11 protein-coding genes and 1 pseudogene are annotated in these 14,830 nt (G+C 73.9%); 6 read left to right on the forward strand and 6 right to left on the reverse strand.

Translation table 11 applies throughout. From position 1 onward, the window contains the following. Window positions 1-155 precede the first annotated feature (155 nt). On the forward strand, window positions 156-2,096 hold the full coding sequence (locus ACIBK8_RS17235; protein ID WP_399042670.1) for a hypothetical protein: 1,941 nt from the start codon (window positions 156-158) through the stop codon (window positions 2,094-2,096). A gap of 33 nt (window positions 2,097-2,129) precedes the next feature. Here the strand turns inward: ACIBK8_RS17235 and ACIBK8_RS17240 are convergent, their stop codons facing one another. After that, the gene (locus tag ACIBK8_RS17240; RefSeq protein ID WP_399042671.1) at window positions 2,130-3,482 is read right to left on the reverse strand and encodes an ABC transporter substrate-binding protein; all 1,353 of its coding nucleotides are present in this window, start codon (window positions 3,480-3,482) and stop codon (window positions 2,130-2,132) included. A 180-nt stretch (window positions 3,483-3,662) separates the two neighbouring features. On the opposite strand from ACIBK8_RS17240, the gene ACIBK8_RS17245 reads away from it, so the two are divergent. Beyond that, the gene (locus ACIBK8_RS17245) at window positions 3,663-4,112 is read left to right on the forward strand and encodes a hypothetical protein (protein ID WP_393687463.1); all 450 of its coding nucleotides are present in this window, start codon (window positions 3,663-3,665) and stop codon (window positions 4,110-4,112) included. A 32-nt stretch (window positions 4,113-4,144) separates the two neighbouring features. Beyond that, window positions 4,145-5,053: a formyltetrahydrofolate deformylase gene (gene purU / locus ACIBK8_RS17250; protein ID WP_399042672.1), complete on the forward strand. Its 909-nt coding sequence runs from the start codon at window positions 4,145-4,147 to the stop codon at window positions 5,051-5,053. A gap of 57 nt (window positions 5,054-5,110) precedes the next feature. On the opposite strand, the gene ACIBK8_RS17255 is transcribed toward purU, so the two are convergent. Both ACIBK8_RS17255 and ACIBK8_RS17260 read right to left on the reverse strand, forming a co-directional pair. Continuing rightward, window positions 5,111-6,616: an MDMPI N domain containing protein gene (locus ACIBK8_RS17255; protein ID WP_399042673.1), complete on the reverse strand. Its 1,506-nt coding sequence runs from the start codon at window positions 6,614-6,616 to the stop codon at window positions 5,111-5,113. Window positions 6,617-6,747: 131 nt separating this feature from the next. Further along, a pseudogene (locus ACIBK8_RS17260) lies at window positions 6,748-7,320 on the reverse strand (sigma-70 family RNA polymerase sigma factor); the annotation flags it as partial. A 435-nt stretch (window positions 7,321-7,755) separates the two neighbouring features. On the opposite strand from ACIBK8_RS17260, the gene ACIBK8_RS17265 reads away from it, so the two are divergent. Then, a complete protein-coding gene (locus tag ACIBK8_RS17265) occupies window positions 7,756-8,130 on the forward strand; it encodes an STAS domain-containing protein (protein WP_393687460.1) in 375 nt (124 codons plus the stop codon). A 28-nt stretch (window positions 8,131-8,158) separates the two neighbouring features. Here ACIBK8_RS17265 and ACIBK8_RS17270 read toward each other — a convergent pair whose 3' ends face one another. The 3 genes from ACIBK8_RS17270 to ACIBK8_RS17280 all read right to left on the reverse strand — a co-directional run bounded on the left by ACIBK8_RS17270 (window position 8,159) and on the right by ACIBK8_RS17280 (window position 11,469). Continuing rightward, window positions 8,159-9,391 carry a sensor histidine kinase gene (locus ACIBK8_RS17270; RefSeq protein ID WP_399042831.1) on the reverse strand — a complete coding sequence of 411 codons (1,233 nt, stop codon included), beginning with the start codon at window positions 9,389-9,391 and terminating at the stop codon, window positions 8,159-8,161. Between the two features lie 2 nt (window positions 9,392-9,393). Then, on the reverse strand, window positions 9,394-10,056 hold the full coding sequence (locus ACIBK8_RS17275; protein ID WP_399042674.1) for a response regulator: 663 nt from the start codon (window positions 10,054-10,056) through the stop codon (window positions 9,394-9,396). Window positions 10,057-10,368: 312 nt separating this feature from the next. Next, window positions 10,369-11,469, reverse strand: coding sequence for a hypothetical protein (locus ACIBK8_RS17280; RefSeq protein WP_399042675.1), 1,101 nt, complete (start codon window positions 11,467-11,469; stop codon window positions 10,369-10,371). A gap of 380 nt (window positions 11,470-11,849) precedes the next feature. Between ACIBK8_RS17280 and ACIBK8_RS17285 the strand changes: the two genes are divergently transcribed. Both ACIBK8_RS17285 and ACIBK8_RS17290 read left to right on the forward strand, forming a co-directional pair. Continuing rightward, a complete protein-coding gene (locus ACIBK8_RS17285; protein WP_399042676.1) occupies window positions 11,850-13,907 on the forward strand; it encodes a protein kinase in 2,058 nt (685 codons plus the stop codon). 30 nt (window positions 13,908-13,937) lie between these two features. Continuing rightward, window positions 13,938-14,702, forward strand: a complete 765-nt coding sequence (locus ACIBK8_RS17290) for a hypothetical protein (protein ID WP_399042678.1) — start codon at window positions 13,938-13,940, stop codon at window positions 14,700-14,702. Window positions 14,703-14,830 lie beyond the last annotated feature (128 nt).

Raw genomic sequence — 14,830 nt, forward strand, 5'->3', positions numbered from 1 at the left:
CCGGCCGGGGGCCCGGCCGCCCGTTCCCACCACGCGAGCCGGACCCGCGCCGCCCCGGGCGGGCGGGGTGGTGACCAGGGGACGTGGTCGAACGTTGCTGCGACCCGGTAGCGTGAGCCGACGATTCCGTAGGTCAGCAGAGGGTAGGAGTCCCGGTGACGCAGAGCGGACAGGGTCACGACCCGCAGGATTCTGCGGCCGGTCCCGCGCGAGAGGGTGTGGTGCTGCCCGCCAACGGTGAGCCGTGGGTGCCGTCCCCGCAGGCCGCACCGCCGGCCGGCCAGCCCTGGGGCCAGCCTTGGGGCCCCGACCAGCAGGCCCCCCAGCAGCCGTACGGCCAGGGGCAGGCCCAGGATCACGGCCAGTCCCAGGGATACGGCCAGGACTACGGCCGGGCGCCGCAGCCGCAGCAGCCGTACCAGCAGCCCCAGCAGGGCATGACCTTCCCGTCGTTGCAGGCGGAGCCGCAGCAGGGCATGGCCTTCCCCTCGTTGCAGGCGGACCCGCCGGCGCCGCCCCTGCCACCCGCCATGCCGCCGCAGGCCCCGATGCAGCCCCAGGCGTCCGGGACGCAGATACCCCCGCAGACCGCCGCCCCGATGCCGCCCGCCGCGGGCGACGCCGAGGCGACCGCCCTGATACCCCCCTTCGGGACGCAGGGGATGCCCGCGCAGGGCGGCCCCGGCGCGGCCCCGTCCGGTGCGCTGCCGCCCGAGGGGCAGTCATTCGGCGGACAGCAGAGTTTCGGCGGGCAGCAGGGTTACGGACAGCAGCCGCCGCAGCCGTACGGGCAGCAGCCGTACGCCCCGCAACAGCCGTACGGGCAGCCGCAACAGCATCAACAGCCGCACGCGGCGCAGCAGTCGCCGTCGGGCCAGTTGGAGAAGGCCGCCCCGCAGCCCGCCGCCCCGATGCCGCCCGCCGCGGGCGACGCCGATGCGACCGCCCTCATCCCGCCCGTCGGCGCGCACGGCGGCCCGCCCGGCGCCGCGCCGCTGCCGCCCGAGAACTCCGCGCGGCCCGAAACCCCCGGCGAATCCACGCAGATGCTGCGGAGCGTCAAGCCGCCCAAGAACCGCGTGACGGGCCAGGGGCAGCAGCCCCCGCAGCCGCCGGCCGGTGCGTCGGACGGCTCCGAGGCGACGCAGCTGATCCCGCCGGTCGGCCCCGGCGCCCCGCCGCCCGCCGCGCCCTTCGGCGCACCCCCCGGAGCCCCGTCCGACCGCCCGACTCCCGCCGAGTTCGACGGGCTCTTCCGCACGGATTCCGGCACCGCGGGCCGTCCGGGTGACGTACCGGACGCCACCGCCCAGCTGCCGCGCTTCGACGACCAGGCCCCGCCGCCGTACGGCCGGCCAGGCCCCGGGCAGCAGGGATACGCGCCGCAGAACTTCCCCCCGCAGGGCGGCGGTTACGAGCCGCAGCCCTCGTATGACGACGACGGGTCGGGCGGGCGGCGCAAGCGGCTGGCGCCGGTCGCGATCGTGGGCATCATCGTCGTCGTGCTGGCGGGCGCCGGGCTCGGCGTCGGCTGGGCGCTCAGCGGCGGCGACAGCGCCGAGGCCGCGAAGAAGAAGGACACCGGCGGCTCGTCCGAGCAGGCGCCCAAGGAGAAGCCGGAGCCGAAGCCGACCGTCGACCCGGCGCAGGAACAGGCCAAGAAGCTCGACGCGCTGCTCGGCGACAGCAACAACAGCCGCTCCGCCGTGGTCAACGCGGTCCAGAGCATCCGCGGCTGCGACAAGCTCGGCGAGTCGGCCAAGGCCCTGAAGTCCGCGGCGGCCCAGCGCAACGACCTGGTCAGCCGGCTCCAGCAGCTGCCCGTCGACAAGATCCCGCAGCACGCGGAGCTGACCGCGGCGCTGACCTCCGCGTGGAAGTCGTCCGCCGCCGCCGACAACCACTACGCGGCCTGGGCCGGTCAGGTCGGCGGCAAGAAGGGCTGCCACAAGGGCCACGCCCGTAACACCAAGCAGACCGCGCAGGCCACCGTGGCCAGCGGCACCGCGACCAAGTCCAAGGAGCAGGCGGCCAAGATCTGGAACCCGATCGCGCAGAAGTACGGGCTGACGGCGCGCAAGCCCGGCGATCTCTGATCCGGCGGCAGGAGGCGCCGCCCGCCCGCTGCCTCAGAGGTCGGTGCGGCGCCGCTCCAGCGTCCTGGTGACGTTCACGAACCCGTCGGACGCGGCGAGCACCTGCCCGTCCGCCACGGTCTGGTACGTCACCATGCCGTTCACGATGCGCGGGAAGTCCTGGACGGCGAGCATGTCGTCGGACTTCCAGCGCAGCTTCGGGGTCAGCCCGCCGGTGTCGATGGCATGGTCGCCGCGGTCCAGCAGCTTCTGGAGCGCGGGCGAGGTGATCTCCTCGATGCCCTTCGCGTCCAGCTGCTCCACCAGGGAGCGCAGCACGGTGTAGGCGATCCAGGTCGTCTGGACACCCTGGTCGGCCGGGTCGATGCGGTTGTCGCCGAAGGCGTGGTCGTTGATGACCTTGCGCATCGGATTCCAGCGCGGGTCACTGGCGACCGGGTACCAGCCGGTCAGGTACGCGCCCTCCAACGGCCCCGACCTGCCGCCCGTACGGTTCACCAGCGACTGCCCGACGCTGCCCAGCACGGAGGCGACGTGCACCTGGGGGCGCTCCTCCTGGAGCCGCCTGAAGGAGTCGAAGAAGGCGTCGGTGTGGTCGCCGAGCGAGGCCGTCACGCAGGAGCCGGGCGCTTCGCCGCCGTTCCGCGCGGTGCCGTACACGGCCGGGTCGGCGCCGACGTCGTCCAGTGCCCGCCGCACCTCGGTGGCGAAGTCCGTGCCGTCCTCGGGCGCCCGTATGTCGGTGACCGGGGCGCGGTGGCCCTGCTGGAGGCCGGAGTTGAGGAGCGAGGGCATCTGGTCGCCCTGGATGGTGTCGGGCCGCACCAGGGCGACGCGTGCGCAGTTGCTCGCCAACTGGCGGCCGTTCCCGGCGAGCAGCGACGCCTGGCCGCCGTTGACGGGATAGGACAGCGGGCTCTCGAACTCCTCGTCCGACGCGCCGTAGCCGCCGATGAACGGGATGCCCTTGACCTCCAGGGGCGAGATGAAGGAACGGCCGAACTGGCTGTAGGAACCCACGACGGCGACCGCGCCCCGGTCGACCGCGCGCTGCGCACACCGGGTGGCGCCCGCCGAGTCGTTGCCGTCGTTGCAGGTGAGCACCTTCAGCGGGTGGCCGGCGATGCCGCCGTCGGCGTTGACCCAGCGCGCATACGTCTGCGCCATGGCCGGCATGCCGGGCATGTTGGTGGTGTCGGTGCCCTCGGGAGCCCAGGTCATCACCGTGACCGGCTCCTTCTCCCCGGACGCCCCCGAAGCGCCGGGGAGGGAGCCGCAGCCCGAGAGCAGCGACGCGATGACCGCCGTGCACGCCACCATCGAGGCGCGGGCCGTGGTGGAGGTGTGCGGGGAGGGGCGGGGGGAAGGGCGTCGCCGTCCGGTCATGTAGCGGGAGCCTTCCGGCCCGCCCGGAACGCCTGAGTGACGTCAGGTCAACGGATGGTGACGTCGAGGTGAACTCCGGGGGGATGCGCATGATCCACTACGCGGAACGTACGATCGAATACTGTGCAAGGTTCGGAGAAGTCTTCCCGTCGCGGCCGTCGCTCGACCACCATGGGCGCCATGCCACTCAACGACATGCCGTGGTGGCGCTGGCGCAGCAATGTGCGCTCCGCGCTGCACATGCTCTCCGACCCCGTTTTCCAGCGCGAGACCTGGCTGGCGGGCCGCCCGGGGTACGGAGACGTCACCGACGCCGTCTACCGGCTCGTCGAGGACACCTGGCTGGACAACTGGTCGGCGGACAAATACGTCGGCACGATCTTCCGGGACACCCAGGAAGCGGCCCTGGTGGACGTCGCCGTGCTGCGGGTGCTGCGGATCATGCACCAGGTGGGGCCGGACGCGCCGGTCACCGCGTACGTCGAGCATCACGCCTGGCCCGAGGCGGTACGCGCGGCCCGTGAGGCGCATGTCCGGCTGGCCGCGGTCGACGGTGACGACCCGGACGCGCCGCCGCACTCGCTTGAGGTGCTGGCCCTGATGACCCACGGAGCGGGCGCCCCGGCCTGAGCAGCCGCCCGGGTGTGCGACCCTATGAGGTCATGAGCGAGTCGCAGTCCACCACACCCGGTACCGGCGGTCCCCACAAGGGGGACGGTCTGACCGAACAGTACGTCCTCACGCTGTCCTGCCCCGACAAAATCGGCATCGTGCACGCCGTCTCCAGCTACCTGTTCATGACGGGCTGCAACATCGAGGACAGCCAGCAGTTCGGTGATCGCGACACCGGCCTGTTCTTCATGCGGGTGCACTTCAGCGGGGACGCCCAGACCGACGTCGAGAAGCTGCGCGCCAGCTTCGCCGCGGTGGGCGACTCCTTCCGGATGGACTGGCAGATCCACCGGGCCGAAGAGAAGATGCGCATCGTCCTGATGGTGTCCAAGTTCGGGCACTGCCTCAACGACCTGCTCTTCCGCTCCCGGATCGGGGCGCTGCCCGTCGAGATCGCCGCCGTGGTCTCCAACCACACGGACTTCGCCGAGCTGGTCGGCTCGTACGGCATTCCGTTCCGCCACATTCCGGTCACCAAGGCCACCAAGGCGGAGGCCGAGGGGGAACTGCTGGAGCTGGTCCGCGAGGAGCGGATCGAGCTGGTCGTGCTCGCCCGCTACATGCAGGTGCTCTCCGACGACCTGTGCCAGGCGCTGTCCGGCCGGATCATCAACATCCACCACTCCTTCCTCCCGAGCTTCAAGGGCGCCAGGCCGTACCACCAGGCGCACGCCCGCGGTGTGAAGCTCATCGGTGCCACGGCGCATTACGTGACGGCCGACCTCGACGAGGGCCCGATCATCGAGCAGGAGGTCGAGCGGGTCGGCCACGGCGTCACCCCCGACCAGCTCGTGGCGATCGGCCGCGACGTCGAGTGCCAGGCGCTGGCCCGCGCGGTGAAGTGGCACAGCGAACACCGGGTGCTGCTCAACGGCACCCGCACGGTCGTCTTCGCGTAGGTCCTGGGCGGCCCGACCGCCGTCCCGCCGGGGTTGCGGCGGGACGGCGTCCCCGGCTCAGAGCCGGGAGAGGGACGCGGTCGCGAAGAGCACGTCCCGGATGGCCTCGCGCTCGCCGTACTGGCCTGCAGCCGCCTCATCAGGGGAAATGTGGCCGGCCGCCAGCTGGCAGAACTCGGAGCCGTCCAGCGCGATATGGGCGACGGTGCGGTCCGGCGTGCCCAGCGCGGCGGGGGAGTCCAGCGCTATGTACCAGTGCCCGCCGCCGTCACCCTCGACCTCCAGGTGGAGCGTGCGGCCCGGGGCGCCCGCCTCGACCAGCCGCTGCGGCGGCGCCGCGAGACCGGCGCGTCTGCGGTCGGCCAGCGCGCTGGGCAGCAGCCGGGCCGCGAGGTCGACGAGGTGGTGCAGATGCCCGGCGGCCGGGGCCCGGTACGGATAGTCCACCGCCTCCGCGATGTCTCCCGCGTGCACCCAGCACTCGAAGGCGCGATCCAGGAACGCGTCCCGCAGCGGCAGCCCGAACTCGCCGTAGGAGACGGCCAGTTCACTCGCCCTGCGGCCGACGAAGGACGCCGTTCTGATCAGGGCGTGACTCTGCTCGCGCCAGGGCTCGCGGGTCTCCTGCGGGGCGGGGTGGCCGCCCGTCGTCCGCCAGAGGCTCTGCGTGCGGTCGGCGGGCCCGGCCCTGCCCGGAGGGGCGGTCTCGCCGAGCGGGTCGGCGAGACCGAGCGCGGTGGCGACCATGCCGTCGACCGCCATCAGATGCCCGATCACCCCGGCGACCGTGGTCTCGCGGGCCACCGGCCGCTCGCCGTCGAACCAGCGCAGCCGCACCGGCGCCCGCCACTCGGCCTCGCCCATGTCCCGCAACAGCGCGTCGAGTTTGGCGGTCTCCGCGTCGTACGGAGCCGCCCACTCGGGGACGGGTATACGGGCCGGGCGGCGGCCCAGGCAGCCTTCCAGGACCCGCGAGCGCAGCAGCGGATCGAGGTCGAGGTTGTCGGCGGGATGCAGCAGGCCGACGGCGTTGCGCAGCCGCAGCGCCTCGTCGGCGCAGGAGGCGCAGTCCGTGAGATGGGTCTCGACCGCGGTGGTCTCCTCGGTCGAGCAGGCGGCCAGTGCCCAGGCGCCGAGCAGCGATTTCAGTACCCGGTGCGGCAATTCGGACTCCACGGGCGCGGTGTCGGGCTGCTGCGGGTGCCCGCTCCCGGGCCCGGCGGTTCCTGGCCGCGCCGCAGCGTCCACGGCACCGGGAGCGGGTCCGGACGCGGGCGGCACGTCGGGCAGTGGGCCGCGGTCCTCGGCCGCCGTGCGGGGTGCCGGTATCCGGGGCCTGGCGGCCGGTCCCGGTGCGCCGCGGCCCCCGGAGGGGTACGGGCGGCCGGGTGCGCCGGGCCGGTGCGGGGCGTGCGTCTCGCGGCCGTCGTGCGTCTCGTGGTCGTCGCCGGTGTCACGGGTGTCCTCGCGTGCCTCGCCGGGATGCGCGCCGTCCGGCTCCTGCCGGCCGTGGCCTTCGCGCTCCTGCGGGTCGTAGCCGTCGTACTCCTCCGGGCCGTTCACAGGGACCGTCCGGGGTCGGCGCCGGGCGGCGGGGCGCTGCCGGGCCCGGTGCACGGTGTCGTGTGGGGCCGGCACGGCGTGGTGCGGCTCTGTGGCGGCTGGGAGGGGCGGGACGACGGGGAGGGCAGGGAGGCGCGCGACGGTCCCGGCGGGACCGCCTGGTGGTTGTGGGCCGTCGACAGCAGTTGCAGGCCGAGCCGGAGCCTGCGGCGTGCCTCGTCCTCCGTGACGCCGAGGTCGGCCGCGGTCTGGCGGTAGTTCCGGCGCTGGAAGTAGGCCAGCTCCAAGGCGTCGCGCAGCGGCGCGGGCATGGACGTGACGATGTAGTCGGCGCGGGCGGCCGTGGAGGCTTCGCGGATCTTCTGCTCTATCTCTGCCGGTTCGGGGGCGTCGGCGCCGCCGTCGCGGGCCGTCTCGGCCTCGGCCTGCCGCAGCCGGAGCACGGCTTGGTGCTGGGTGAGCGTGGCGACCCAGGAGCGCAGCGAGCCCTGCTTGGGGTCGTAGGAGTCGGGGTGCTCCCAGATGTAGCCGAAGACCTCGCGGGTGATGCGGTCGGCGGCGTCCTCGTCGGCCAGGACGCGGTGGGCGAGGCTGTGCACCAGAGAGGCGAAGCGGTCGTACAGCTCGCCGAGCGCCGCCGCCTCACCGCGAGCGAGCCGCTGTTGCATCCGCCTGTCCCAGCGCGGCGGTGCGTCCTTTCCCATCGGACCCCCTCCCTGTCGGTCACCGCAGTTGCTGCCGTCACGCGGCCGACTCCGCTCCCGCGGGGTCAACCGTGTCCCAGCCGTGCCATCGAATGTAGTCCGAGGGTCCGACAACGCATGCTCCTTTACGGCAAACCCCTCCGGCGGACGGGCGCTGATGGTAAGGGAGTCGTCACTTTGTGGTGGTAATTCCCGTTCCCCGGCGAGCGAAGCGGATCGTTCCTGTCGCAATTGAGTAATGCGTTACCCGGGTGTGACCGAATTCTGGCGAAGGGTGACCCGGCCCTGGGCATAGCCTTACGGGAGAGCGGCCCAGTGTGCCCGGCACCCGCAGTGTTTCAGGGCAGAGAGGCCGGGCAGTCGAGCCGGGGAAGGGTGAGTTCCGGATACGTCCGGGGGCATCCGGTCCGAAAGCGAGCGAAAGGCTTCGAGCGCGTGTCGTTGAAGGTCGCAGAAGACGAACAGGGCCGGTGGGCCGTACTCCAGGTGTCCGGCGAAATGGACCTGGTCACCTCGCCCGCGGTGCGCCAGCACGTGCACGACGCGGTGGCCGACGGCCGGCGCAGCGTCGTGCTCGACCTCTCCGACGTGCGGTTCTGCGACTCCAGCGGGGTCGGCGTGCTGATCGCCGCGCGTCGCCTGATGCGGTCGTGCCAGGGCCGGCTGCGGCTGATCCTCCCCGCCCAGGGCGCCGTCGACGGCTCCCACGTCAACCGCGTGCTCGCCGCGCTCGGCGTCCGCCGGCTCTTCGAGGTCTACCCCGACCTGCACACCGCCGTGGACGAGACCGCCGCACCGCTCTCCGCCTGACCCGCAGCCCAGGACCCCGCAGCCGGACTCACCCCGGCCCGTACGGGAATTCCGCCCGTACGACGAAGCCGCCCTCGGACGTGTGCCGCGTCTCCAGCGTGCCGCCGAGGCTCTGCGCCCGCTCGCGCAGCCCCACCAGACCGTGCCCGCCCCCGGGCAGCGCGGGCGCCGTCGCCGTCTCGTCCGGCGGCCCGTTACGGATCTCCACCCGCAGACCACAGGGCCCCGTGCCGTCCGCCGCACCCGCCCCCTCCGGGCCCGCGCCCTCCACCGGATCCACCCGCACCCGCACCCGTGCCCCCGGCGCGTGCTTGCGGACGTTCGTCAGCGCCTCCTGGACCGTCCGGAACGCCGCCCGCTCCACCGTCTTCGCGCCGTGCGCACCACCCGAACCCGCGACCACACCGCCCTCGTACGTCACCTTGAGCCCGCTCATCTCGATCAGCCGCGGCAGTTCGGCGAGATCGGGCTGCGGCGCCGGCCCGCCGGTCTCCTCCGTGCCGCCCGCCGCCCGCAGCACACCCACCATGTGCCGCAGCTCCTCCAGGGTGCGCACGGACAGTTCCCGTATCGTCCTGGCGCCCGCGCGGGCCGCCTCGTCCCCGGTGCTGACCTGCACGGCGCCCGCCTGGAGGCTGATCAGGCTGACCTGGTGGGCCACCACGTCGTGCATCTCACGGGCCAGCCTGGCGCGCTCGGTCGCCTGCACCCGGTCGGCCAGCAGCCGGTCCTCGCGGCGCAGGCTGCGGGTCAGGTCCTCGACCCGCACGGCCAGTTCACGGCGGGTGCGGACCAGCAGCCCCAGCGTGATCGGCGCCGCGCAGGTGACACAGGCGTCGATCAGCACCAGCGTGTTCTCGCGGTACGCGGTCGCTTCGAAGTCCGACATCGGATACGGGAAGAAGTGCGCCGCGATCAGCAGCGCCGCACAGATGCCGAGCCGCACCCGGCCGGGCCGGAGCGCGGCGAGCGTGTAGAGGGCGATCATCGGCGCGAACCAGATGTAGCCGATGTAGAGCCCGGGGAGCGTGAAGAGGAACACCAGCAGCGGGAAGCGGCGGCGCAGCAGCAGCGCGGTGGCGGCGACCAGCGAAACGGCCAGTTCCAGGAGGAGTTCGAGGCCGTTGACGAGCAGCGCGTCGACGACGGCGAGCAGCATCGGGACCGCCACGGGGACGGTGCCCCGCAGCCACCGCGCCGCCCGTCCCGTGCCGTTCAGCCGTGGCCAGGGCGCGGCCTCGGAAGCCCCCGGTTCCGCCATCGTCAGCACGTCCCTCGGGGTATCCCGGAGACCAGCCCGGCACGGTCGGCGACGATCGCCGCCTGGATGCGGTTGATCCCGCCCAACTTCGCGAGCAGCGCCCGGACATGGTCCTTGACGGTGCTGGGCGCCAGCCCGATCCGGTCCGCGATCTGGGCGTTGCCGAGCCCCTCGCCGAGCAGCGCGAGCACCTCCGACTCCCGTGGCGTCAGCGCGCGCACGGCCTGCGCGGCGGCCACCTGGTCCTCGGCGGTCAGATAGCCGCCGATCACCGCGCGGGTGACGCCGGGATCCAGCACGCTGCCGCCCGCCGCCAGGGTGCGCACGGCCCGTACCAGCTGCTCCGGATCGGAGTCCTTGAGCAGGAAGCCGTCCGCGCCCTCGCGCAGCGCCGCGGTCAGGTACTCCTGGGCGTCGAAGGTGGTCAGCATCGCGACGGCCGGTGGCGCTTCGGCCGCGCGCAGCCGGCGCAGTACGGTCAGGCCGTCCACGTCCGGCATCCGGATGTCGAGCAGGACGACTTCGGCCCCGCTGCTGCGCACCGTCCCGACGGCGTCGGCGCCGCTGCAGTCCGCGACCATCTCGATGTCAGGGGCGGTCCCCAGAATCATCCGCAGCCCGGACCTGACGAGCCGCTCATCGTCCACCACAGCGACACGGATCACCGGCCGCCCCTTTCTGATCGCACCGTTCCGAGGCGAGCGGAGCCACCCTGCCCCGCCCGTCTCCGCCCGCATCCCGGCACCGGCCCGCCCTCCGGCGGCCCCGCACCCCCGCCGACCGGCGGGGGTGAGCCCGCGACCTGCGGACGATGCCCCCCGGTGGCGCTCACGGGCAGAGTGCCTCTCATGCTGCACCACTGACGAGGCCACAAGCCCCCTACGCGTTGCAGTTCACAGTGACGGCCGCCGCGACCCCCACACGCGACGGCCGTCACTGGCGTGCGCACCGGGCCCGCGCGAGGGCGGGCGGGCGGCTCAGCGCCCCAGCCGCCCCGTGGTCGTGGCCAGGAACGCGTCTCCCCGGGCGCCGCCGTACGGACCGCACCGTACGGTGGACAGCACCACCACCGACGTCATCGCCGCCAGGCCGTACGCCGTCGTCGCCAGCGAGAGCGCGCCCGTCGTCGTCTCCAGCGACCGGTTGAAGAAGTCCGTCACCGCCAGCGCCACCACGTCCCGCACCGTCAGGTAGAGCTGCACCGCGGCGAACAGCATCTGGGCGCCCCGCACATCCCGGCGCCCCCGGTAGGCGAGCACCCCGAGCACCAGCAGTGTCAGCACCGTGCCCGGCGTGGTGAACTCGCCCGTCAAGGAGATCCGCAGCGGTCCGACGACCGAGGCGTCGAACATGCCGCGCAGCGAGCGGCCCGGGTCGGTGGTGGGCGGCAGCAGGCCGTACACCAGCCACGCCAGCTGGGCGGTCCCCATCACCAGGAACAGCACCCCGCAGATCCGCGAAGGGCGGCACCGCCACCTGACGGGGCCCTCGTCCGTGACCTGCCCGGCGCCGTCGTCGGAGCCGGGGCCCCCGTCCACGTACTCGGACACGGGGTGCGCCGGGGCGTCCGCCGAGCGTCCGCCGCGCTCGCCCGCCGGGACCAGCGCGCCCAGGACGACCAGCGCCGCCAGCAGGCCGATGCCGCGGGTGGCCAGCATCCAGCCACCGAGCGGATTCGTGCCGTACTGGGCGCGGTATCCGGCGTCGAACAGGCCCACCCCCTCACGCAGCGAGATCGCCAGCAGTACGAGAGCGAGCAGCATCGCGGCGGATCTGGCCATCCGCCGCTGGGCCAGCACGAGCCCGGCGACGGTCAGGAACGCGACGGCGAGCGCCCATTCGTACGGGCCGAGCATCGGCACCGGGCCGGTACCGCTCGGGTTGAACAGCTCCTCAAGGAAGTCCCAGACGGTGCCGTCCCCTTGGACGAAGTCGCTCAGCGTCCAGCCCACCAGGATGAGGCCGTACAGGGCGAGACTCAGGCCGGCCGCGCGGTAGCTGCCGCGGTGTTCGGGGGCCGCGTGTCCCGCGTCGGGCCCGGGGCGGACGTCCACCGCACCACCGTCCTGCATCACCATGACCGAGACCCCCGCTCCGCCTGCACCGACCCGGGTACCGGACCGTCCCGTACCGCAGCTTCACTGTGTCAAGGACGGTGGGAGTGGCGGTGGAGGTTCCCGCCCGTGTGTCGTCCGGTACCGGAACGGGACGGGAACGGGATGCTGCTGGGACACAAGTGGGGCACGGCGGGACGTGAATGGGGCATCGCGGGGCGGGAAATGGGAGGCGGTGAGGCGAAAACGGAACGGAACGGGGACGGGCCCGGGACGGTCCGGGGGAGGGGTGGAACGGCCGTGGGAGGGGAGCGGGACGGCGGTGGGACGCGAACGGGACGCGGGGCGGGTGCGGTTGCGGCCAACCGGGGCCGCGGCGGAAGCCGGTGGGGCAAGATGGCTGCATGGGGAGCTTCGGGGGTGAGGGCCGGCTGATCGCGGGCCGCTACCGCCTGGTCGAGCGGCTGGGACGCGGCGGCATGGGAACGGTGTGGCGCGCGGCCGATGAACTGCTCGGCCGCCAAGTGGCCGTGAAAGAGCTGCACTTGGACGACGGGGTGGGCGATCCGGAGGCCCGGGTGCAGCGCGAGCGGGCGATGCGTGAGGCCCGTACGGTCGCCGGGGTCAAGCACCCCAACGTGGTGGTCGTGCACGACGTCGTCGAGCAGGACGGCCGGCCGTGGATCGTCATGGAGCTGGTGGAGGGCCCCTCGCTGGCCGACCGGCTGTCCACGGGCGGGCCCGTGGCGCCGCGCGAGGCGGCCAGGATCGGCGTCGCCCTGCTGGGCGCGCTGCACACCGCCCACACCCGCGGGGTGCTGCACCGCGACGTCAAACCCGCCAACGTCCTGGTGGAGTCGGGCACCGGGCGGATCGTGCTCACCGACTTCGGTGTCGCCCAGGTCCCCGGGGTGGCGACGCTGACCGATGCGGGCGGCTTCGTCGGCTCGCCGGAGTACACCGCGCCCGAGCGGATGGCGGGCGACGGCACGGGCCCCGAGGCCGACCTGTGGTCGCTCGGCGTCCTGCTGTGCGCCGCGCTCAGCGGTGAATCCCCGTTCCGCCGCGACTCGTTGGGCGGCATCCTGCACGCCGTCGTCCACGACGAGATCGACTTCCCCGAAGCGGCCAGACCCCTGCTCGCCGTCGTCCGCGGCCTCCTGGAACGCGACCCCGCGCAGCGCCTCGACGCGGCCGAGACCGACCGCCTGCTGCGCGGCTATCTGCACTCGGGCCGGGCCCCGGAACGCGGCCACGGCCACCGTCACGGCCTCGGCCTCGGGGGCTTCCGGGGGCACGGAGCCGGCCTCGCCCCCGGCGGTGAGCCCGAGGCAGCGGCCGTATCCAGCCGACAGCCGGACCCCGAGCCCGACCCCGGCCCCGAGCCCACCCCGGCCCCCGCCGCCCCCATACCGACCCCGGGCGCCTCACCCGCCCCGCACCCCACCGGTACACCCCCGGCCACGGGCCACGGCTCGCACAGCCCCTCGCACGACGGGCCGAACGACGGGCCGCCGTACGGTCCGAACGACGGCCCGCCGAGCGGCCATCCGCCGAGCGAGGAACCGCCGAGCGAGGAACCGCCGAGCGGACGCACCCCGGCGAGCGCCCACCCCTTACCGGGCGGCGGCCCGCCCTTCACCCCCGCCCCGGTCGGCGACGCGCCCCAGGACCACACCCCGCCGGACGCCCGCGACGCCGCCCACCACCGCGTCCCCACAGGGCACCCCGGAGGCCGAACGGGCGGGCGGACGACAGGACTTCACGGATACGCCCTGGCCGACCGCGTGCTGGCCGCCGCGGCCCGCCCGCACACCGGCCGCACCCGCACCGTCCTGCTCCTGGCGCTCACGGCGGTCGTGTTCTTCGGCTCGGTGACCGGCATCGTCGCCCTCCTCTCGAACGGGGACGACACCGGGCGCTCCCCGTCGGCACCCGGCACCCGCCCGGCAGCCACACCGGGCGGCCCGCCCCGCCCCACCGTCACCGCCAGGGCACCCGACGGCTACCGCACCGTCCGCGACCCGCAGGGTTTCGCCCTCGCCGTACCCGAGGGCTTCACCCGCTCCTACGAGAAGCCGCGGGTCTCCTACTACTCGGCGGGGCGGCGCTTCCGGCTCGGCGTCCAGGCCCGGAAGCCGACGGCGGACGGCCCGCTCGGCCGGCTGCGTACCGCCGACGCGCAGGGCCCCGCCCACTACCCCGGCTACCGCGCGGGCGAGGTCACCGCAACCACGCACAACGGATATCCCGCGGCGCTCTGGGAGTTCGTCTGGGACGGTGGCCCGAAGGACGGCGGGCCGCGGCACACCTACGACCTCAGCTGGGACGAGGACGGCACGATGTACGACGTCCTGATATCCGCCCCGGCCGGGCAACGCGCCGCGGCCAAACGTCACTTCGACACCGCGGTCGACACCTTCCAGCGGCTGGCTCCCGGCGTCGGCGGCGGCCGGCGCTGAGCCGCCACCAGGGGCTGGCATGATGCGGCCATGACGCATTCGGGGAAGGGAGTCCGGCGCGCCCGCCTCACCCGGCGCGCCCGCCTCACCCGGCGCGCCCGCCGCACCCGCCTCACCCGGCGCGGACGCCTCGTCGCGGCGGCGCTGGGCGGCATGGTGGTGGCCGCAGCGGCAGGGGCGCTGCTCGGGCTCGCGGGCCCCTTCGCGGCGGGGCCACGACAGGCCGCCCCCGGGGACACGCACCCTCCGGCACCGCCCACCGGCACCGGCACGCCGACGCCGGACGCCCCGATGGTCATCGACTGGAAGGTCCGCCACGAGCGGAAACTGCGGGCGCGGCTGGCCGTCCCGACCGCGTACCGCACCGTCGTGCACGACGACCAGGACGCCGTCTACCGCCGCCGCGGCAGCCGGATCGTCGAGTACGTCGTGCCGGGCAAGGACACCAACCGGCTGCGCCTGACCGCGTACGCCGCGCGCCCGCGGCGGCTCTCCGCGTGGGCGGCGCGGCAGACCGCGAAGCTGAAGGGCTACTGGCCGGACGCCGTGGTGCACACCTCCAGGACCCGGTTCCACGGGCAGGAAGCGGCGCTGCTGGACATCACGTACACCTTCGCCCCGCAGAGCCGCACCAGGACCCGGCGGCTGCAACTGCTCATCGCCACCCGGAGCGGCGCCGCCTACGACCTGTACGTGGAGATGCCGGAGGAGGCGGCGGCCGAACGGGACGGCCGCACGGTGTTCCGGGGCGCACGGCAGAGCCTGCGCCTCGACGGGGCGGGCGCGGCCCGCTGATCCGGTGTCGGTGTGTGCCTGCCGACACTTCCCGATCGCCGCCGATCCGGCCGGTATCGTCGCTGACGAGGGGCGATGCGGCCAGCAAACGCTGGCGCGGAACGCCCGGTGGGCGAAAACCCGTTACT

Origin of the sequence: Streptomyces sp. NPDC050161 (assembly GCF_044460025.1) — a bacterium.
Taxonomy (GTDB): domain Bacteria; phylum Actinomycetota; class Actinomycetes; order Streptomycetales; family Streptomycetaceae; genus Streptomyces.

Excerpts from the sequence above, each read along its gene's own strand:
- ACIBK8_RS17240 (WP_399042671.1), bottom strand. The coding sequence starts at position 3,482 with ATGACCGGACGGCGACGCCCTTCCCCCCGCCCCTCCCCGCACACCTCC.
- ACIBK8_RS17245 (WP_393687463.1), top strand. The coding sequence starts at position 3,663 with ATGCCACTCAACGACATGCCGTGGTGGCGCTGGCGCAGCAATGTGCGC.
- purU (WP_399042672.1), top strand. The coding sequence starts at position 4,145 with ATGAGCGAGTCGCAGTCCACCACACCCGGTACCGGCGGTCCCCACAAG.
- ACIBK8_RS17270 (WP_399042831.1), bottom strand. The coding sequence starts at position 9,391 with ATGGCGGAACCGGGGGCTTCCGAGGCCGCGCCCTGGCCACGGCTGAAC.
- ACIBK8_RS17280 (WP_399042675.1), bottom strand. The coding sequence starts at position 11,469 with ATGGTGATGCAGGACGGTGGTGCGGTGGACGTCCGCCCCGGGCCCGAC.
- ACIBK8_RS17285 (WP_399042676.1), top strand. The coding sequence starts at position 11,850 with ATGGGGAGCTTCGGGGGTGAGGGCCGGCTGATCGCGGGCCGCTACCGC.
- ACIBK8_RS17290 (WP_399042678.1), top strand. The coding sequence starts at position 13,938 with ATGACGCATTCGGGGAAGGGAGTCCGGCGCGCCCGCCTCACCCGGCGC.